Here is a 20,772-nt window from a genome sequence, read left to right as displayed (position 1 = left end):
CATGAGGCGCATACCCGCGCCGACCTGTTACACCCGCAACGCGTTACCTCGCGCTGGGTGGGAAAGGCCCGCAACACTTGGGACGATCCCAATACTTGCTCAGTCAGTGCTGACGTAGTCGGCGACCACCGTCGCTCATGCTCTGCCGAGAAGTAAACCTATTAAGACCCGTCCCCTTGTGTGTGGACGGTATTCTGGCGTTTTAGAGGTGAACAACGTGGAGCTTTTATCTGGCGGTGAGATGCTCGTCCGCTTTTTGCGTGACGAAGGCGTCAAATATATCTACGGGTACCCGGGCGGTGCTCTTCTTCATGTCTACGATGCCCTGTTCAAAGAACCGGAAGTGACCCACATCCTGGTTCGTCACGAACAGGCTGCGACCCATATGGCTGACGGTTATGCCCGTGCCACCGGTAAAGCCGGTGTGGTACTGGTGACTTCCGGCCCGGGCGCAACCAACGCCATCACCGGTATTGCCACGGCCTACATGGACTCCATTCCGATGGTGGTCATTTCCGGCCAGGTGCCTAGCAACATGGTAGGTACCGACGCGTTCCAGGAAACCGACATGATCGGTATCTCCCGGCCGATCGTGAAGCACAGCTTCATGATCAAGCACGCTTCGGAAATCCCGGAAGTCATGAAGAAGGCGTTCTACCTGGCGCAATCCGGTCGTCCTGGTCCGGTCGTTGTCGATATTCCGAAAGACATGACCAACCCGGCCGAGAAGTTCGAATACATCTTCCCGAAAAAAGCCAAGCTGCGTTCCTACAGCCCAGCTGTTCGCGGTCACTCCGGGCAAATTCGCAAGGCAGCAGAAATGCTCCTGGCGGCCAAGCGTCCGGTGATGTACGCCGGCGGCGGCGTGATTCTGGGTGGCGGCTCCGCGCCGCTGACCGAATTGGCGAAGATGCTCAACCTGCCAGTGACCAATACCCTGATGGGTTTGGGTGCCTACCCTGGCACCGACCGTCAGTTCATCGGCATGCTCGGCATGCACGGTAGCTACACCGCCAACCTGGCGATGCACCATGCTGACGTGATCCTGGCAGTCGGCGCACGTTTCGATGACCGTGTGATCAACGGCCCGGCGAAGTTCTGCCCGAATGCCAAGATCATTCACATCGACATCGACCCGGCTTCGATCTCCAAGACCATCAAGGCCGACGTGCCTATCGTTGGTCCGGTCGAGAGCGTCCTGACCGAAATGGTCGCGATCCTCAAGGAAATCGGCGAGACCCCGAACAAGGAGTCCGTTGCCAGTTGGTGGAAGCAAGTTGACGAGTGGCGCGGTGACCGCGGCCTGTTCCCTTACGACAAGGGCGACGGCAGCATCATCAAGCCGCAAACCGTGGTCGAAACCCTGTGCGAAGTGACCAAGGGCGATGCCTTTGTAGCCTCCGACGTGGGTCAGCATCAAATGTTCGCGGCGCAGTACTACAAGTTCGACAAGCCTAACCGCTGGATCAACTCCGGTGGCCTGGGCACCATGGGCTTCGGTTTCCCGGCGGCCATGGGTATCAAGTTGAGCTTCCCGGATGCCGACGTCGTCTGCGTGACAGGCGAGGGCAGTATCCAGATGAACATTCAGGAACTGTCCACCTGTCTGCAATACGGTTTGCCGGTCAAAATCGTCATCCTGAACAACGGTGTTCTGGGTATGGTTCGCCAGTGGCAAGACATGAGCTATGGCAGTCGTCACTCGCATTCCTACATGGAGTCGTTGCCTGACTTCGTCAAGCTGGCAGAGGCCTATGGTCACGTAGGCATGCGCATCACCGACTCGAAAGAATTGAAGTCGAAGATGGAGGAAGCGTTTGCCATGAAGGATCGCCTGGTGGTGCTCGATATTTCGGTCGACACCAGCGAGCACGTCTACCCGATGCAGATCAAAGACGGCTCCATGCGCGATATGTGGCTGAGCAAGACGGAGCGTACTTAATCATGCGGCACATTATTTCCTTGCTTCTGGAAAACGAACCGGGCGCTCTGTCTCGTGTAGTCGGCCTGTTCTCGCAGCGCAACTACAACATCGAAAGCCTGACTGTGGCACCAACCGAAGACCCGACCCTGTCGCGCCTGACGTTGACCACTGTCGGCCACGATGAAGTTATCGAGCAGATCACCAAGAACCTGAACAAGCTGATTGAAGTGGTCAAATTGGTCGACCTGTCGGAGAGTGCTCACATCGAGCGCGAACTGATGCTGGTCAAGGTCAAGGCCACCGGCGCCCAGCGCGCCGAGATCAAGCGCACTACCGATATTTACCGTGGGCAGATCGTAGATGTCAGCGCCAGCGTGTATACCGTTCAATTGACCGGTACCAGCGACAAGCTCGACAGCTTCATTCAGTCCATCGGCACCGCCTCGATTCTGGAAACCGTCCGTAGCGGCGTAACCGGTATCGCCCGCGGCGACAAAGTACTCAGCATCTAAACCAAATTAGCGAATGGCCTGAACGGCCTGGATATATAGGGGAATTTCATGAAAGTTTACTACGACAAAGACTGCTGACCTGTCGATCATCCAGGGCAAGAAGGTTGCCATCATCGGTTACGGTTCGCAGGGCCACGCTCAAGCGTGCAACCTGAAAGACTCCGGCGTTGACGTTACTGTCGGCCTGCGTAAAGGTTCGGCCACTGTTGCCAAAGCCGAAGCTCATGGCCTGAAAGTGACTGACGTTGCTTCCGCTGTTGCGGCTGCCGACCTGGTCATGATCCTGACCCCGGACGAGTTCCAGTCTGCTTTGTACAAGAACGAAATCGAGCCGAACATCAAGAAAGGCGCCACCCTGGCCTTCTCCCACGGCTTCGCGATCCACTACAACCAGGTTGTTCCGCGCGCTGACCTCGACGTGATCATGATCGCGCCGAAAGCACCGGGCCACACCGTACGTTCCGAGTTCGTAAAGGGCGGCGGTATTCCTGACCTGATCGCTATCTACCAGGATGCTTCGGGCAACGCCAAAAACGTTGCACTGTCCTACGCTGCTGGCGTTGGTGGCGGTCGTACCGGCATCATCGAAACCACTTTCAAGGACGAGACCGAAACCGACCTGTTCGGCGAACAAGCCGTACTGTGCGGCGGTACCGTTGAACTGGTTAAAGCCGGTTTCGAAACCCTGGTTGAAGCTGGCTATGCGCCGGAAATGGCCTACTTCGAATGCCTGCACGAATTGAAGCTGATCGTTGACCTCATGTACGAAGGCGGTATCGCCAACATGAACTACTCGATCTCCAACAACGCTGAATACGGCGAGTACGTGACTGGTCCGGAAGTGATCAACGCCGAATCCCGTCAGGCTATGCGTAACGCCCTGAAACGTATTCAGGACGGCGAATACGCCAAGATGTTCATCAGCGAAGGCGCTACCGGCTATCCTTCGATGACCGCCAAGCGTCGTAACAACGCCGCTCACGGTATCGAAATCATCGGCGAGCAACTGCGCTCCATGATGCCGTGGATCGGTGCCAACAAGATCGTCGACAAAGCCAAAAACTAAGTCGCACGCTTGTACGAGAAACGCGGCCTAGGCCGCGTTTTTTCGTTTGGGTCACCGGTTCTGGTATAAAGCTGCATCGTTTGTGGCCGAACTGTCGTCCCAGACACTGTCGAAAACTTTCCATCCTGTTGCAAGGTAATGTCCATGAGCGAACGTCCCGAAGAGCCAAACCAGGCTCCTGACGCCGAAAGTCTACTGCCCATCGATGAGCACATCGAAGAAGGGCATGACGCCGAAGGTCGTAAAGTCCGGCATCGTGGTATCTATCTTCTGCCGAATCTTTTCACCACTGCGAACCTGTTCGCAGGGTTCTACTCCATCATCAACTCGATGAGTGCCCAGGCCGCCTTGAGCGCCGGTGACTCGGTCAGTGCCAGCAAGTATTTTGCGTTCGCCGCCATCGCGATTTTCGTCGCTATGGTGCTCGACGGTCTGGACGGTCGGGTTGCGCGGATGACCAATACCCAGAGCGCCTTCGGTGCCGAGTACGACTCGTTGTCGGACATGGTCGCCTTTGGTGTCGCACCGGCATTGTTGGCATTCGGCTGGGCCCTGGGTGACATGGGCAAGGTCGGCTGGATGGTTGCCTTCATCTATGTGGCGGGCGCGGCGTTGCGCCTGGCTCGGTTCAATACCCAGGTCGGTACGGCGGACAAGCGCTACTTCATTGGCCTGGCCAGTCCGGCGGCGGCGGGTGTTGTTGCTGGGATCGTCTGGGCATTCAGCGATTACGGCATCCAGGGTTCCAAGATGTCGTTCCTGGTGGCGCTGATGGTGGCGGCCGCCGGTATGTTGATGGTCAGCAACATCAAGTACAACAGCTTCAAAGAGCTGGACTTGAAAGGGCGTGTGCCTTTTGTGGCGATCCTTGCCGTGGTGTTGGTGTTTGCTGTTGTATTCAGTGATCCGCCGCGCATTCTGTTGCTGGTGTTCCTCGGGTATGCGGCCTCAGGCCCGGTTCAATACCTGTTACGTCTTCGTCGGAATAAAAACGTGTAATTTCCCTCATACTCCGCAGTCTATTGGTGCATCTGTCCTCCAATGCTGCGGAGTAGCCATGCTGATCAAATTCCCCAAAGCGTCTGACTGTCATGAGTCGGACGTGACGCCTGAATCCCTCTATCTCTCTCGTCGCAATGTGCTCGGTGCTGCCGTGGCCGGCTTGGCCGTGAGCAGCCTTCCTCGATGGGCCAATGCTGGCGATGCTGCGCGCTACGCCGACGTCGAGCCTGGCAAGGCGCCGTCCTGGTTCGCCGAAAAGCTTCCTTCTACAAAGTGGGGGGCGGTCAACGTCAAGGATGAAGCGATCACACCGTTCAAGGATGCAACCCACTACAACAACTTCTATGAGTTCGGCACTGACAAAGGTGATCCGGCGGCCAATGCCGGCGCGCTGAAGACCGAGCCATGGAGCGTGGTGGTAGACGGGGAGGTGGGCAAGCCTGGGCGGTACGCGCTGGAGGACTTCATGAAGCCTTACCAGTTGGAGGAGCGGATCTACCGTCTTCGTTGTGTGGAGGCCTGGTCGATGGTCATTCCCTGGATCGGCTTTCCCATCTCGGCGTTACTCAAGGAGGTCGAGCCAACCTCCAAAGCCAAGTACATTCGATTCGAAACCCTACAGGATCCCAAGAGCATGCCCGGGCAGCGTTCAGGGTTTGCCTTGATCGATTGGCCTTATATAGAAGGGTTGCGTCTGGATGAGGCAATGAACCCGTTGGCGATTCTTGCGGTGGGCATGTACGGGCGCGAGTTGCCGAATCAGAACGGCGCGCCGCTGCGTTTGGTGGTGCCATGGAAGTACGGATTCAAGAGCATCAAATCCATCGTGCGGATCAGTCTGGTCAGCGAGCAGCCGAAAACCACTTGGCAAAGCATTGCTGCGGATGAGTATGGTTTCTATGCGAATGTGAATCCGACGGTTGATCATCCGCGCTGGACTCAGGCGCGGGAGCGGCGTTTGCCGAGTGGTCTGCTCAAGCCCAATGTGCGGGACACGCAGATGTTCAATGGTTACTCGGATGAAGTCGCTTCTTTGTATGCGGGTCTCGATCTTCGGAAGAACTACTGATGCGCTTTGCGGTTTGGCGTATTTTCGTCTTTATAGTTATCGCGGTCTGGCCGCTGCTTTGGTTGTATCAGGCCTGGGCGGATGTGCTCGGGCCTGATCCGGGTAAAGTGCTGGTTGATCGCTTGGGGCTGGGCACGCTTGTCCTTCTGTTGATTACATTAAGTATGACGCCCTTGCAGAAACTGACCGGTTGGGCGGGGTGGACTGCTGTCCGGCGGCAGCTGGGATTGTGGTGCTTTGCTTATGTTGTGCTGCATTTGAGCGGGTACACCGCGTTCATTCTCGGTTTTGACTGGTCGCAGCTGGGCGTCGAGTTACGCAAGCGGCCTTACATTATTGTCGGGACGCTGGGGTTTCTCTGTTTACTGGTGCTGGCCGTGACGTCCAATCGCTACAGTCAGCGGCGTTTGGGTTCTCGTTGGAAGAAGCTGCATCGACTGGTCTATGTGATTCTCGGGCTCGGCTTGCTGCATATGTTGTGGATTGTTCGCGCGGATCTGAAGGAGTGGGCTGTCTATGCTTCTATAGGTGCGCTGCTGATAGCGCTACGTCTACCGCCTGTAACCCGTCGAATTCCACGTTTAACGTCTAAAAAGGCACCATCTGCAAGAAAGGCGTAATTAGGGGTTGACGGCAGATTCTGGAAGTCTATAATTCGCCCCACTTCCGGCGCAGTCGAAACGGAAAACTCCTTGGTAAACAAAGAGTTATGCAGTTTTCGGCAGCGAGTTGCTTCAGGTCATCGAAGCCCAGAAGGAGTTGGTAGAGCGGTGTTGTGTGGCTCTATTAACGGTTCGATCTTCTCGGTCGAAAGTAGCGGAAAAGAGGTGTTGACAGCAGCGAGTAACGCTGTAGAATTCGCCTCCCGCTAACGAGAGATCGGAAGCGCAAGTGGTTGAAGTTGCAAAGGAAACTTTGAAAACTTCTGAAAATAACCGCTTGACAGTGACAGAGGCTGCTGTAGAATGCGCGCCTCGGTTGAGACGAAAGATCTTAACCAACCGCTCTTTAACAACTGAATCAAGCAATTCGTGTGGGTGCTTGTGGAGTCAGACTGATAGTCAACAAGATTATCAGCATCACAAGTTACTCTGCGAGAAATCAAAGATGTAACCAACGATTGCTGAGCCAAGTTTAGGGTTTCTTAAAAACCCAAAGATGTTTGAACTGAAGAGTTTGATCATGGCTCAGATTGAACGCTGGCGGCAGGCCTAACACATGCAAGTCGAGCGGCAGCACGGGTACTTGTACCTGGTGGCGAGCGGCGGACGGGTGAGTAATGCCTAGGAATCTGCCTGGTAGTGGGGGATAACGCTCGGAAACGGACGCTAATACCGCATACGTCCTACGGGAGAAAGCAGGGGACCTTCGGGCCTTGCGCTATCAGATGAGCCTAGGTCGGATTAGCTAGTTGGTGAGGTAATGGCTCACCAAGGCGACGATCGGGTAGCCGGCCTGAGAGGGTGACCGGCCACACTGGGACTGAGACACGGCCCAGACTCCTACGGGAGGCAGCAGTGGGGAATATTGCACAATGGGCGAAAGCCTGATGCAGCAACGCCGCGTGAGGGACGACGGCCTTCGGGTTGTAAACCTCTTTTAGTAGGGAAGAAGCGAAAGTGACGGTACCTGCAGAAAAAGCACAGGCTAACTACGTGCCAGCAGCCGCGGTAATACGTAGGGTGCAAGCGTTGTCCGGAATTATTGGGCGTAAAGAGCTCGTAGGCGGTTTGTCGCGTCTGCTGTGAAAACCCGAGGCTCAACCTCGGGCCTGCAGTGGGTACGGGCAGACTAGAGTGCGGTAGGGGAGATTGGAATTCCTGGTGTAGCGGTGGAATGCGCAGATATCAGGAGGAACACCAATGGCGAAGGCAGATCTCTGGGCCGTAACTGACGCTGAGGAGCGAAAGCATGGGGAGCGAACAGGATTAGATACCCTGGTAGTCCATGCCGTAAACGTTGGGAACTAGATGTGGGGACCATTCCACGGTCTCCGTGTCGCAGCTAACGCATTAAGTTCCCCGCCTGGGGAGTACGGCCGCAAGGCTAAAACTCAAAGGAATTGACGGGGGCCCGCACAAGCGGCGGAGCATGCGGATTAATTCGATGCAACGCGAAGAACCTTACCAAGGCTTGACATCCAATGAACTTTCTAGAGATAGATTGGTGCCTTCGGGAACATTGAGACAGGTGGTGCATGGTTGTCGTCAGCTCGTGTCGTGAGATGTTGGGTTAAGTCCCGCAACGAGCGCAACCCTCTTCCTATGTTGCCAGCACGTAATGGTGGGAACTCATGGGATACTGCCGGTGTCAACTCGGAGGAAGGTGGGGATGACGTCAAATCATCATGCCCCTTATGTCTTGGGCTTCACGCATGCTACAATGGCCGGTACAAAGGGCTGCAATACCGCAAGGTGGAGCTAATCCCAAAAAGCCGGTCTCAGTTCGGATTGAGGTCTGCAACTCGACCTCATGAAGTCGGAGTCGCTAGTAATCGCAGATCAGCAACGCTGCGGTGAATACGTTCCCGGGCCTTGTACACACCGCCCGTCACAGCCATGGGAGTGGGTTGCACCAGAAGTAGCTAGTCTAACCCTCTCGGGAAGGACGGTGTACCACGGTGTGATTCGATGACTGGGGCTGAAGTCGTAACAAGGTAGCCGTACGGGAAGCTGCGGCTGGATCACCTCCTTAATCGACGACATCAGCTGCTCCATAAGTTCCCACACGAATTGCTTGATTCATTGAAGAAGACGATAAAGAAGCAGCCCGAAATTGGGTCTGTAGCTCAGTTGGTTAGAGCGCACCCCTGATAAGGGTGAGGTCGGCAGTTCGAATCTGCCCAGACCCACCAATTTTGCTTGTGTGGGACACCTGTAGAAATATGGGGCCATAGCTCAGCTGGGAGAGCGCCTGCCTTGCACGCAGGAGGTCAACGGTTCGATCCCGTTTGGCTCCACCACTACTGCTTCTGTTTGTTGAAAGCTTAGAAATGAGCATTCCATCCTGGTGATGGTGAATGTTGATTTCTAGTCTTTGATTAGATCGTTCTTTAAAAATTTGGGTATGTGATAGAAAGATAGACTGGACGTTACTTTCACTGGTAACGGATCAGGCTAAGGTAAAGTTTGTGAGTAATTGCGAATTTTCGGCGAATGTCGTCTTCACAGTATAACCAGATTGCTTGGGGTTATATGGTCAAGTGAAGAAGCGCATACGGTGGATGCCTTGGCAGTCAGAGGCGATGAAAGACGTGGTAGCCTGCGAAAAGCTTCGGGGAGTCGGCAAACAGACTTTGATCCGGAGATGTCTGAATGGGGGAACCCACCTAACATAAGTTAGGTATCTTAAGCTGAATACATAGGCTTAAGAAGCGAACCAGGGGAACTGAAACATCTAAGTACCCTGAGGAAGAGAAATCAACCGAGATTCCGTTAGTAGTGGCGAGCGAACGGGGACTAGCCCTTAAGTGGCTTTGAGATTAGCGGAACGCTCTGGAAAGTGCGGCCATAGTGGGTGATAGCCCTGTACGCGAAAATCTCTTAGTCATGAAATCGAGTAGGACGGAGCACGAGAAACTTTGTCTGAATATGGGGGGACCATCCTCCAAGGCTAAATACTACTGACTGACCGATAGTGAACTAGTACCGTGAGGGAAAGGCGAAAAGAACCCCGGAGAGGGGAGTGAAATAGATCCTGAAACCGTATGCGTACAAGCAGTGGGAGCCCACTTTGTTGGGTGACTGCGTACCTTTTGTATAATGGGTCAGCGACTTATTTTCAGTGGCGAGCTTAACCCGAGAGGGTAATGCGTAGCGAAAGCGAGTCTTAATAGGGCGATTCTAGTCGCATGGGAATAGACCCGAAACCGGGCGATCTATCCATGGGCAGGTTGAAGGTTGGGTAACACTAACTGGAGGACCGAACCGACTACCGTTGAAAAGTTAGCGGATGACCTGTGGATCGGAGTGAAAGGCTAATCAAGCTCGGAGATAGCTGGTTCTCCTCGAAAGCTATTTAGGTAGCGCCTCATGTATCACTGTAGGGGGTAGAGCACTGTTTCGGCTAGGGGGTCATCCCGACTTACCAAACCGATGCAAACTCCGAATACCTACAAGTGCCGAGCATGGGAGACACACGGCGGGTGCTAACGTCCGTCGTGAAAAGGGAAACAACCCAGACCACCAACTAAGGTCCCAAAGCGCGTGCTAAGTGGGAAAGGATGTGGAGTTGCACAGACAACCAGGAGGTTGGCTTAGAAGCAGCCACCCTTGAAAGAAAGCGTAATAGCTCACTAGTCGAGTCGGCCTGCGCGGAAGATGTAACGGGGCTCAAACCATACACCGAAGCTACGGGTATCACTTAGGTGATGCGGTAGAGGAGCGTTCTGTAAGCCTGTGAAGGTGAGTTGAGAAGCTTGCTGGAGGTATCAGAAGTGCGAATGCTGACATGAGTAACGACAATGGGTGTGAAAAACACCCACGCCGAAAGACCAAGGTTTCCTGCGCAACGTTAATCGACGCAGGGTTAGTCGGTCCCTAAGGCGAGGCTGAAAAGCGTAGTCGATGGAAAACAGGTTAATATTCCTGTACTTCTGGTTATTGCGATGGAGGGACGGAGAAGGCTAGGCCAGCTTGGCGTTGGTTGTCCAAGTTTAAGGTGGTAGGCTGGAATCTTAGGTAAATCCGGGATTCTAAGGCCGAGAGCTGATGACGAGTGTTCTTTTAGAACACGAAGTGGTTGATGCCATGCTTCCAAGAAAAGCTTCTAAGCTTCAGGTAACCAGGAACCGTACCCCAAACCGACACAGGTGGTTGGGTAGAGAATACCAAGGCGCTTGAGAGAACTCGTGGTTAAGGAACTCGGCAAAATGCCCCCGTAACTTCGGGAGAAGGGGCGCCGGTGAGGCGTGAAGCGATTTACTGCGTAAGCCCATGCCGGTCGAAGATACCAGGCCGCTGCGACTGTTTATTAAAAACACAGCACTCTGCAAACACGAAAGTGGACGTATAGGGTGTGACGCCTGCCCGGTGCCGGAAGGTTAATTGATGGGGTTAGCTAACGCGAAGCTCTTGATCGAAGCCCCGGTAAACGGCGGCCGTAACTATAACGGTCCTAAGGTAGCGAAATTCCTTGTCGGGTAAGTTCCGACCTGCACGAATGGCGTAACGACTTCCCAGCTGTCTCAACCGCGAACTCGGAGAAATTGCATTACGAGTAAAGATGCTCGTTACGCGCAGCATGACGGAAAGACCCCGTGACCTTTACTACAGCTTGGTATTGGTGTTCGGTGTGGCTTGTGTAGGATAGGTGGGAGACTGTGAAGATTGGACGCTAGTTCAGGTGGAGTCAACGTTGAAATACCACTCCTGGCAACTTTGAGGTTCTAACTCAGGTCCGTTATCCGGATCGAGGACAGTGTATGGTGGGTAGTTTGACTGGGGCGGTTGCCTCCTAAAAAGTAACGGAGGCGCCCAAAGGTTCCCTCAACCTGGTTGGCAATCAGGTGTCGAGTGTAAGTGCACAAGGGAGCTTGACTGTGAGACTGACAAGTCGAGCAGGGACGAAAGTCGGGACTAGTGATCCGGCAGTGGCTTGTGGAAGCGCTGTCGCTCAACGGATAAAAGGTACCTCGGGGATAACAGGCTGATCTTGCCCAAGAGTCCATATCGACGGCATGGTTTGGCACCTCGATGTCGGCTCGTCGCATCCTGGGGCTGGAGTAGGTCCCAAGGGTTGGGCTGTTCGCCCATTAAAGCGGTACGCGAGCTGGGTTTAGAACGTCGTGAGACAGTTCGGTCCCTATCCGCTGCGCGACGCAGGAAATTTGAGAAGATCTATCCCTAGTACGAGAGGACCGGGATGGACGAACCTCTGGTGTGTCCAGTTGATCACGCCAGTGGCATTGCCGGGTAGCTATGTTCGGAACGGATAACCGCTGAAAGCATCTAAGCGGGAAACTAGCCTCAAGATGAGATCTCACTGGGACCTTGAGTCCCCTGAAGGGCCGTCGAAGACTACGACGTTGATAGGTTGGGTGTGTAAGCGCTGTGAGGCGTTGAGCTAACCAATACTAATTGCCCGTGAGGCTTGACCATATAACACCCAAGCAATTTGCTTGCTTCGAGCTGAAAAGCGAAAGAGCACCAGATTGCGGTGTGTGAAGACGAAACGAACCGAAAGTTCGAGACACTCACAAAACACCGAGATCTATCACATACCCATTCGCTGGAGCGTACTCCGTAAGGAGAACGACCTGGCTACCGAATTTCTTGACGACCATAGAGCATTGGAACCACCTGATCCCATCCCGAACTCAGCAGTGAAACGATGCATCGCCGATGGTAGTGTGGGGTTTCCCCATGTGAGAGTAGGTCATCGTCAAGATTAAATTCCGAAACCCCTATCTGCGTATGCAGGTAGGGGTTTTGTTTTGCCCGAAGAAAAGCATGGCTTCGACAGCCGCACAAATTTGCACAGTTATTTTCGATTCAGAACACTAGAATAGGCCCACCTTTTTCGGAGCCAGAGCCTTTTATGCCAGATCCGGTTGACGCCTCACGGCTGTCAGATTTACCGCTGGACGACTTGGTGGCGTGTCACGAGTGCGACCTGCTGATGCGTAAGCCCGAACTCGCCCATGGCGAGAAAGCCCTCTGTCCGCGCTGCGGTTATGAGCTCTATGCCCATCGGCACAATGTCGTTCAACGCAGCCTCGCCTTGGTCATCGCCGCACTGTTGTTGTATGTCCCGGCGAACTTTTTACCCATCATGCAGCTCAATCTACTCGGGCAATCGTCGCAAGACACTGTCTGGAGCGGCGTTGTAGGCCTGTTCGATACCGGTATGCAAGGCGTCGCGGTGGTTGTGTTTTTGTGCAGCATGGGAATCCCGCTGCTCAAGTTACTCTGTCAGTTGGCGGTGCTACTCAGCATTCGTTTCAACATCGGGCGCAGTTACGGTTTGTTGCTCTACCGCATTTACCACCATCTTCGGGATTGGGGGATGCTCGAGGTTTACCTCATGGGCGTGCTGGTAGCGATCGTCAAGCTGGCAGATATGGCAGCCATCACCGTAGGTCTTGGCCTGGCGTGCTTTATCAGTTTGTTGTTGGTCCAGGTCTGGCTGGAGGTTGTGATGTCGCCTCATCAGATCTGGCAGGCTTTGTCAGGAGAAGATGCCCATGCGGGCGATTGATGCAGGCATTCTGATTTGTACCGAATGCCATGAGTTGAACAAGCAGGAAGCCGACACCGATGAGCAGGTGTGCACCCGTTGCGGTGCATTGGTTCACGCCCGTCGTCCGAACAGCTTGATGCGCACCTGGGCATTGCTGATCACCGCCGCGATTCTTTACATCCCGGCCAATGTGCTGCCGATCATGACCGTCAGCTCACTCGGCAAGGGTGATCCCAGCACCATCATGTCTGGCGTGATCCAACTGGTTCAGCACGGCATGATTCCAATCGCGGCCGTGGTTTTTATTGCCAGCATTCTGGTACCAACGTTCAAACTCGTGGGTATCGCATTACTGCTGTTTTCGGTGCAGCGTCGCCAGCCACTGTCGGCACGCCAGCGGATTGTGATGTACCGCTTTATCGAGTTCATCGGCCGTTGGTCAATGCTGGATATCTTTGTGATCGCCATCCTAGTGGCGGTCGTGAATTTCGGACGGCTTGCCAGCGTCGAAGCCAATCTTGGCGCCATCGCCTTCGCCAGTGTGGTGATTCTGACGATGCTTGCCGCAGTTACTTTCGATCCCCGACTGATTTGGGATAACACGGAGTCGGACGACGACCATGACTGATTTGCCTACAGCGAAAACCCGACCGGCCTCGAACTGGTCAGCTATCTGGGTACTGCCACTGATCGCCCTGATCATCGGCGGCTGGCTCGGCTGGCGTGCCTACAACGAAACCGGTATCGAGGTTCAGGTGCGTTTCGAAAGCGGCGAAGGCATTCAGGCCAATAAGACCGAAGTGGTCTACAAAGGCATGTCGGTCGGTAAGGTGAAGACCCTCAAACTCGATGACGACGGCAGCTCCAAAGGAGTGATCGCCACGGTCGAGATGAACAAGGACGTGGAGCAATACCTCAAGACCAGTACGCGCTTCTGGCTGGTTAAACCGAGCGTGAGCCTGGCCGGTATCACCGGTCTCGAAACCCTGGTGTCGGGCAACTACGTAGCCATCAGCCCCGGTGAAGGCGAGCCGGCCCGCAAGTTCAAAGCCCTGGCTGAAGAGCCGCCGCTGTCGGACTCCAAACCCGGTCTGCACCTGACCATCAAGGCTGATCGTCTGGGCTCTCTGAATCGCGGCAGCCCAGTGTTCTACAAGCAGATCAAAGTTGGCCAGGTCAAAAGCTATCTGCTGTCCGAAGACCAAAGCACGGTCGAGCTCAAAGTCTTCATCGAGCCTACCTACGCCAGCCTGGTGCGCAAACACACGCGCTTCTGGAACTCCAGCGGCATCAGCATCGACGCCAATCTGTCCGGTGTGAAAATTCGCAGCGAGTCCCTGGCCAGCATCGTCGCCGGCGGCATCGCGTTTGCCACTCCGGAAAACCGCAAGGACAGCCCGCCCACCGATCCGAGCCTGCCGTTCCGTCTGTATGAAGACTTCGATGCGGCGGCTGCCGGTATTCGGGTCAAGGTCAAACTCAGCGACTTTGAAGGCTTGCAGGCTGGCCGTACGCCCGTGATGTACAAAGGCATCCAGGTCGGCAATCTGAAAGCTCTGAAGATCGATCCGGACTTGTCGGGTGCCACCGCTGAATTGACCCTTGACCCGTTGGCTGAAGATTACCTCGTCACCGGGACTCAGTTCTGGGTGGTCAAGCCGTCGATCTCGCTGGCGGGTATCACCGGTCTCGAAGCCCTGGTCAAAGGCAACTACATCGCCGTGCGCCCGGGCGACAAGGGCAGCGCGCCGCAGCGCGAGTTCGTGGCCCGGGCCAAGGCTCCGCCCCTGGACCTGCGCTCGCCGGGCCTGCACATGGTGCTGTTCACCGATAATCTCGGCTCCCTGGAGGTCGGTAGCCCGATTCTCTACAAACAGGTCAAAGTCGGTTCGGTCCAGAGCTATCAGTTTTCCAAGACCAAAAAACAATTGATCATCGGCGTTCACATCGAGAAGGAATACGAGGGGCTGGTCAACGCCTCGACGCGGTTCTGGAATGCCAGCGGCATTACGCTCAGCGGTGGTTTGACCGGCGGAATCCAGGTCAAAAGTGAGTCACTGCAAAGTCTGATGGCCGGCGGTATTGCTTTCGAAACCCCGGAAGCCAAGGCGCCGTTGCAAAAGAAAATCCCGCGCTTCCGTTTGTTTGCCAGCCATGACGAGGCAAACCAGAAAGGCGCCGTGGTCACCATCAAGGTCGATCGCGCTGATGGCCTGCGCAGCGGTACGCCGATTCGCTTCAAAGGGCTGGATGTCGGCAAGATTGAAGACGTCGACCTCAGCGATGACCTGCAGTCGGTGATGCTGACCGCGCGGATTACCGAAGTACCGGAACGCATCGCGCGGGAGGGCAGTCAGTTCTGGGTGGTCAAGCCTGAGCTGGGGTTGATCAAGACGTCGAACCTCGAAACCCTGGTCACGGGTCAGTACATCGAAGTGCAGCCGGCCGCGAAAAACCTCGGCCCGCAGAAAAACTTCGTGGCGCTGGCCAACCCGCCGGAGTCCGCCAAGGTAGAAGCCGGGTTGAGTCTGGTGTTGAGCGCGGCGCGTCGTGGTTCGCTGAAAACCGGCGTGCCGGTGACGTACCGTGAAATCACCGTCGGCAAGGTAATCGGTTATGAATTGGGCCAGACCGCGGATCGTGTGTTGGTGCACATCCTGATCGAGCCGAAGTACGCGCCATTGGTGCGCAGCGGCACGCGGTTCTGGAACACCAGCGGTTTTGGCTTTGATTTTGGATTGTTCAAAGGCGCGACGGTGCGGACCGAGTCGCTGGAGACGCTGATCCAGGGTGGTATCGCTTTCGCCACGCCGGACGGTGAGCGCATGGGCAGTCCGGCCCGGCCAGAACAGACGTTCCCGTTGTTCGACAAGTTTGAAGATGAATGGCTGACCTGGGCGCCGAAGATTTCCCTGGGTAAGTAGTTTATTGGCGGCTGTGCTGCCGCCATCGCGAGCAAGCTCGCTCCCACAGTCGATTTGTGTCGAACATAAAACCTGTGGGAGCGAGCTTGCTCGCGATGGGGCCCTCAAAACCACCGAAAAGCCTTCAATAAAAAAGGCCGCGATCCAATGGGTCGCGGCCTTTTTTCGTCTCTAACGGTTTAAATCAAACCGCATCCAGCTCCGGCTCATCGGCTTCAACGTTCAAAGTCGGCTTCACTTCATCATGCCGACGAATGTACTTCCAGTCCGCCTCATCAATGTAGATCCCGTTCGGCCCGCTACCACCTTCCAGGTCAATCGCCACACTGGCGCAAACCTGTGGCTTCACACTCGCCAGGATCGGCACGAAGCCCAGTTGCAGACTGGTTTCCAGCAGCGCTGCCTGGTTTTTCTCGTCGATGTCCGCCGCCTCGTCGAGGTAGTACGGCAGACGCACGCGACCGGCCTGGTCGCGGTCCATCAAGTGCAGCAACAAATACATGTTGGTCAGCGCCTTGATGGTCATAGTGGTGCCGTTGGACGCCGCGCCGTCGATGTCGGTGTGAATCACCGGTTGACCGTTGACCTTGGTGATCTCGAACGCAAGCTCGAACAAGTCCTTGAGGCCGAGCTGGTTGTGGTTTGCCGCCACCAGCCGCGCCAGGTATTCCTTGGCTTCTTCGTTCTTGTTGTCTTGATCGGCGCTTTGGCTCAGGTCAAACACAGAAAGGGTTTCGCCTTCTTCGTATTGGCCGGCGCTGTGGATGATCTGGTCGATGTGCTTGAGGGCTTCCTTGTTCGGCGCGAGCACGATGCGGAAGCTCTGCAGGTTGGAGACCTGACGCTTGTTGATCTCGCGGTTGAACAGCGCCAGTTGATGCTCGAGGCTGTCATAGTCGCTGCGGATATTGCGCAGGGTCCGGGCGATGTCGGTGACCGCTGCACGGCGCGCCTTGCCGAGGGTCAGCGCTTCGTCGGTGCGGTGCGCGTACGCGTTGATCAGCAATTGCAGGCGACGTTCCATGTCGTCTTCGCTGTCGAACTTGGCCACGCCCTTGAGACGGACCTGCGCATACAGCGCTTCGATCTGACCATCGCTGCGCTGCAAACCCTGCCAGCTGTCCTGGTAGTCGTTGAGCAACGGCAACAGGTTGTCCATGGAATCGTCGATCGGGTCCATGAACGGCGTGCCGAACGGCATGTCTGCCGGCAACAGCTGACGGCGGCGCAGGGCGTCGTCGAGGGTGCGTTGCTTGGCTTCCATGTCGCCGATCTGCCGGCCGACCAGTTGCAGCTTGGCAGACAATTGCTGGACGCGTTCGGTGAAGGCGTCGCTGGAACGCTTCAACTCTTCCTGCGCCGCTTCCATCTGCGCCAATTGCTCAAGCTTGTCGTCTTCCTCGGCGCTCAAGGTTTGCGCGCGGCGGAAATCTTCCAGGGCTTTCTGCGCATCCAGCACTTGCTGGTACAACGCTTCGGTCTGGGTCTTGCTCGCCGCGCGGTCAGCGACCACGGCAGCCTGGGTTTTCAGTTGCTTGAGCTCTTTTTCCAGACGCTCTTTCTGATCGCGCAAGGCTGCGCGGTCGGCCAGGGCTTGCAGGGCTGGCGGCTCGATGTGCGAGATGTCGATGGACAGCCCCGGCACCTCGAAACGTTCGCCTTTGAAGCCGTCTAGGATCAGCTCCAGGGATTTGACCCACTGACCGTCCTCGTCCAGCGTAATCCCGTGCTCGCCCAGCGGCAGGCTGAACAGCGCGCTGTTGAACAGGCGCATCAGGCGCTCGACGTCCTGTTGCGAGAACTCTTCACGCAGTCGGGCGTAGCTGTTGTTGTCGGCGTGATCGAGTTGCTGCTTCACCGACTTCAGGCGTTTTTCCAGATCCCGCAGACGTTCTTCCAGGTCTTCGGCGCTGAACTGCCGGGACTGGGCCAGCGCACCAGCCAGTTCATCGTGCGCATCCTTGGCCGCCAGCAGTTGCTGCTCCAGGACTTTGACGTCAGTGACCAACGCGAAGCGATGCTTGAGCACCGACAACTCGCCGAGCCAGCGCTGGATGCCGGTGATTTCCCGCTCCAGGCGCATCAGCTCTTGCGTGCCGCCACGCTGATCGTTTTGCAAGGCGTCCTGCTCGCCGCGGTAATGTTCGGCCTGGATGGTCAGCTCTTCCTTGCGCGCACTGGCGTAGTCCGACCAGGTGCCGAGCAACGAATCGAGCAACGGCGAGATGCGGTGCAACTTGCCGCGCAGGATGTTGCGCTGGGTAACGCCTGAGGCCAACGCTTCAACCAGCGGGCCGGCGGTAACCAGCGAGTTGTAGTCCTGCTCCATGCGTCGTACATCGCGGAACGCTTCTTCACACGCGGCGATGTAATCGACACTGCCGGAACGCAGGCTGTGTTCGAAGGCGTCGAGGAACAACTGCTTGAGCTTGGCCGCAGTGATTTCGCGCATGTGCAGCAGGTTGATGAACAACGCGCGGAAAGTCTTGAGGCTCTGTTCGCTGGTGGAACGCAGCGGGATCAGGGTCAGGTCCAGCGGAATCGAGGTGTGACCGCCAACCAGCAAGCGACGCAGTTCATCCGGCTTGAGTTCGTAGGCTTTCAGGCCCTCTCGCTCAAGGTTGGTGAACAACTCTTTCTGGCGCAGGCAGGTGTCGTTTTTCTGGTAATGGGCCAGATCCAGTTTGCCGGCGTAGGCAAAGAACTGGTGACCGAAACCACCACCCGGGCCGCGACCGACCACGCCGATCACGTGCGGACCATGGGGCAGCGAGACTTCGACCAGGATGTAGCTGGTGTCCGAGGCGAAGTAGAAACGCCGGGATTGTTCCAGGCTGTACTTGCCGAAACTCATGTCCGACATGCGCGCCAGGATCGGGAACTGCAAGGCGTTGATCGACGCGGATTTACCAAGGTTGTTCGCGCCGTAGACCGACAGCGGCTCTTCCAGCGGGAACAGACCGAGGCTGTAACCGGCGGTGTTCAAAAGGGCGAAGCGGCGAATGCCGTAGCGTTCCTTGCTCATGCGTCGGTCTCCTGTTCTTCGGCAATGGCGCGGGCCATGGCGTCTTCTTCGCTTTCTTCCGCGAAGTCACTGAGGTCCAGCGGGTCATCGGTTTCCAGCAGCTTTTCGTCGCTGTCATCATCGATCAGCACCGGTGCTGGCAGTGGCAGCACGCTGTGCAGGCTGGCCGCCAGATCGCGGTCTTGCTGGACTGACAGGCAAACGTCGAGGAAACGGTGCATCGGCGGCAGGAAACGGTAGATGCCGTTTTCTTCGCCGGCAAAACCGAGTTGAGTCATGCGGCGCATGATTTTTTCTTCGAGTTCTTCGACGGTCTGCACTTCGGCCTGGATGAACAGGTCGCGATACTTCTCCAGCAACGATGGCAATTCATCACGACCGAGGCTGCCACCGTCGAGCACGGCGACCGGGTCGCGGCCCTGATCCGCCAGATGCTCGACGAGGATGAAAGTGAACAACGCCAGACGCTGAGCGGTCTTGTTCACCGCTGCAGCGGCAAGGTCTGGCACAAAGTAGTAGAAACCACGGGTGTCGCAGACCAGTTCAAAACCCAACGCCTTGAACAGCGTGCGGTACTGGTCCTGGAAGTTCGACAGTTGTGCGTACAGCTCCGGATCTCGGCGGCTGACGTGATAGCCCTTGAACAGCTCGCGAAAGATCGGCGCCAGCTGGGACAGTTCGTTTAGATCAAGATGCATTTGGGATGCTCGCGGAATCCTCGGCGGCGGTGTCGCCGGCCGAGAGCAGGGCGAAGGAGCGCAGGCTGACCTGGTGCTCATGAGTGTGGTAATCGCGGCGTTCCAGACGCTCGCGTTTGAAGCGTTTTTCCCGTGACAGGCGCGAGAACCAATACAGCAATTCGTCGGTAGCGCCGTCCGGTTCCTGCTCCAGCAGCCAGGTCATCAGGTCCGGCATCGGCAACGCGTCTTCACAGCGTTCGAGCATTTCCCGAACCGTGCGTGGCGCGCGCGGGGCTTCGCCTTTCTGGGTTTTGTGAGCCTTGGGGAAACGCGCCGGTTTTGGCTCGAAACGCGCCAGGGCGTAGACATAGGCTTCGACCTGACTGGCACTGCCGAGGAAGGTGCTTTGCGGACGCGTGAACATTGGCATCGCGGCTTGCGGCACCGCATCAATGCCTTTACGGCGGATGGCCGACAGGGCCAGCGCTGCGCCACGGGTTACGGCGTTGTGGCGTCGGGCTTCTTCACGCAGCGGCAATAGCAGTTCGCGGGCATGACGCAAGGTCAGTTGGGCGCTGGTCTGCATTTCGAGGATGCGTGCGTGGGTGCGCAGCAGCATGTCGTCATCGACCAAGTGGCCGAGGCGCTGCTGTTCGGTGAGCATGCGCAGCAGAACGTTTTCGACTTTGCGCACGCCTTGCTCGAAGGCGCCGTCGGCGTTCACCAACTGGATCATCGGTTCGACGTATTCGTCCCAGGTCGCCAGTACTTCGGCGTAACGCTGACGCAGCGGGATCTGCCGGTCGCTGGTCTTGGCCCGCTCGGCAACGGCCACCAGGGCCTGTTCGTCGTTGGCGAGTTTCTTCAAAACGTCCCGCACGCGCATGTCGAGCAAGCGCAACTGGCGCGCCAAATCGTGGCCGTCGCGGATGTCGAACGCGTCCTGGATATAACCGGCCAGGCGCTCGAGATGGCGCAGATAGGCTTCGATTTCCAGGCACAAGCCCAAACGGTGCTCACGGCGCAGGTAAGCGAGGAAGTCGTGGATCTGCGCATTGAGCTCGAAACGGTTCGGGCTTTTCGCCACGGGCACCAGAATGTCGAGGCGGATCCACACGTCCAGCAGGCTGGTGATGTCCTGCGGTGTACTGTCCAGTTGCTGGGCGGCCAACTGTGAACGCAGTTCGTTGAGGCTCAAAGTGCCTTGGTCGAAGTGCTCGCACAGTGGCTCCAGAAGTGCCCAGTGTTCAGCGAGGGCGCGCAAGACGCGCTTGGGTTCGATCATCGGGATGGCCGGCTGGTTGACGATTAAAAGCGGCGATTGTACTGCATCGCGCCTGTTGCGATTCACTCTCGGGACGGGCTGTCGCTGTTTCTATGGGTAAGAGTAT

General features: G+C 56.5%; 11 protein-coding genes, 2 tRNA genes, 3 rRNA genes and 1 pseudogene. 14 read left to right on the top strand and 3 right to left on the bottom strand.

What is annotated here, in order from left to right; all coding sequences use genetic code 11:
• The first annotated feature begins 217 nt into the window (after positions 1-217).
• The 14 genes and pseudogenes from RHM58_RS03340 (at position 218) to RHM58_RS03275 (ending at position 15,676) form a co-directional block, all read left to right on the top strand.
• Entirely contained in the window at positions 218-1,942 is a 1,725-nt protein-coding gene (locus tag RHM58_RS03340) for an acetolactate synthase 3 large subunit (protein WP_201198012.1), read from the top strand.
• 2 nt (positions 1,943-1,944) lie between these two features.
• Positions 1,945-2,436, top strand: coding sequence for an acetolactate synthase small subunit (ilvN, locus tag RHM58_RS03335; RefSeq protein ID WP_003176102.1), 492 nt, complete (start codon positions 1,945-1,947; stop codon positions 2,434-2,436).
• Between the two features lie 48 nt (positions 2,437-2,484).
• Positions 2,485-3,502, top strand: a pseudogene (ilvC, locus tag RHM58_RS03330) (ketol-acid reductoisomerase).
• A 144-nt stretch (positions 3,503-3,646) separates the two neighbouring features.
• Positions 3,647-4,501 carry a CDP-diacylglycerol--serine O-phosphatidyltransferase gene (pssA, locus tag RHM58_RS03325; RefSeq protein ID WP_201198011.1) on the top strand — a complete coding sequence of 285 codons (855 nt, stop codon included), beginning with the start codon at positions 3,647-3,649 and terminating at the stop codon, positions 4,499-4,501.
• Positions 4,502-4,559: 58 nt separating this feature from the next.
• Positions 4,560-5,573, top strand: coding sequence for a protein-methionine-sulfoxide reductase catalytic subunit MsrP (msrP, locus tag RHM58_RS03320; protein WP_322269659.1), 1,014 nt, complete (start codon positions 4,560-4,562; stop codon positions 5,571-5,573).
• The gene (gene msrQ, locus RHM58_RS03315; protein ID WP_322269658.1) at positions 5,573-6,193 is read left to right on the top strand and encodes a protein-methionine-sulfoxide reductase heme-binding subunit MsrQ; all 621 of its coding nucleotides are present in this window, start codon (positions 5,573-5,575) and stop codon (positions 6,191-6,193) included. Before msrP ends, msrQ begins: the two co-directional genes overlap by 1 nt.
• 544 nt (positions 6,194-6,737) lie before the next feature.
• Positions 6,738-8,267 (top strand): 16S ribosomal RNA (locus RHM58_RS03310).
• An 83-nt stretch (positions 8,268-8,350) separates the two neighbouring features.
• Positions 8,351-8,427: transfer RNA gene (locus tag RHM58_RS03305), tRNA-Ile, on the top strand.
• A 32-nt stretch (positions 8,428-8,459) separates the two neighbouring features.
• Positions 8,460-8,535 (top strand) — tRNA-Ala (locus RHM58_RS03300).
• Between the two features lie 234 nt (positions 8,536-8,769).
• Positions 8,770-11,671, top strand: a 23S ribosomal RNA gene (locus tag RHM58_RS03295).
• Positions 11,672-11,844: 173 nt separating this feature from the next.
• Positions 11,845-11,960, top strand: a 5S ribosomal RNA gene (gene rrf, locus RHM58_RS03290).
• The 16S, 23S and 5S rRNA genes sit together here with 2 tRNA genes alongside, the layout of an rRNA operon.
• A gap of 150 nt (positions 11,961-12,110) precedes the next feature.
• Positions 12,111-12,770: a paraquat-inducible protein A gene (locus RHM58_RS03285; protein ID WP_201206729.1), complete on the top strand. Its 660-nt coding sequence runs from the start codon at positions 12,111-12,113 to the stop codon at positions 12,768-12,770.
• On the top strand, positions 12,757-13,380 hold the full coding sequence (locus tag RHM58_RS03280) for a paraquat-inducible protein A (RefSeq protein WP_201206727.1): 624 nt from the start codon (positions 12,757-12,759) through the stop codon (positions 13,378-13,380). Before RHM58_RS03285 ends, RHM58_RS03280 begins: the two co-directional genes overlap by 14 nt.
• Positions 13,373-15,676, top strand: coding sequence for an intermembrane transport protein PqiB (locus RHM58_RS03275; protein ID WP_322269656.1), 2,304 nt, complete (start codon positions 13,373-13,375; stop codon positions 15,674-15,676). The genes RHM58_RS03280 and RHM58_RS03275 overlap by 8 nt, the downstream gene beginning before the upstream one ends.
• A gap of 184 nt (positions 15,677-15,860) precedes the next feature.
• Here the strand turns inward: RHM58_RS03275 and mksF are convergent, their stop codons facing one another.
• The 3 genes from mksF to mksB are packed head-to-tail and all read right to left on the bottom strand — an operon-like array spanning position 15,861 to position 20,666.
• Positions 15,861-18,701, bottom strand: coding sequence for an Mks condensin complex protein MksF (mksF, locus tag RHM58_RS03270; RefSeq protein WP_201206723.1), 2,841 nt, complete (start codon positions 18,699-18,701; stop codon positions 15,861-15,863).
• A complete protein-coding gene (mksE, locus tag RHM58_RS03265) occupies positions 18,698-19,399 on the bottom strand; it encodes an Mks condensin complex protein MksE (protein WP_201206721.1) in 702 nt (233 codons plus the stop codon). The genes mksF and mksE overlap by 4 nt, the downstream gene beginning before the upstream one ends.
• The gene (gene mksB / locus RHM58_RS03260) at positions 19,389-20,666 is read right to left on the bottom strand and encodes an Mks condensin complex protein MksB (protein WP_201206719.1); all 1,278 of its coding nucleotides are present in this window, start codon (positions 20,664-20,666) and stop codon (positions 19,389-19,391) included. The genes mksE and mksB overlap by 11 nt, the downstream gene beginning before the upstream one ends.
• Between the last annotated feature and the right edge of the window lie 106 nt (positions 20,667-20,772).

Origin of the sequence: Pseudomonas sp. 10S4 (assembly GCF_034344865.1) — a bacterium.
In the GTDB taxonomy this organism is placed as follows: domain Bacteria; phylum Pseudomonadota; class Gammaproteobacteria; order Pseudomonadales; family Pseudomonadaceae; genus Aquipseudomonas.
Note: the sequence above shows the minus strand (reverse complement) of the source record. Positions and strands in the feature narration are given on the sequence as shown.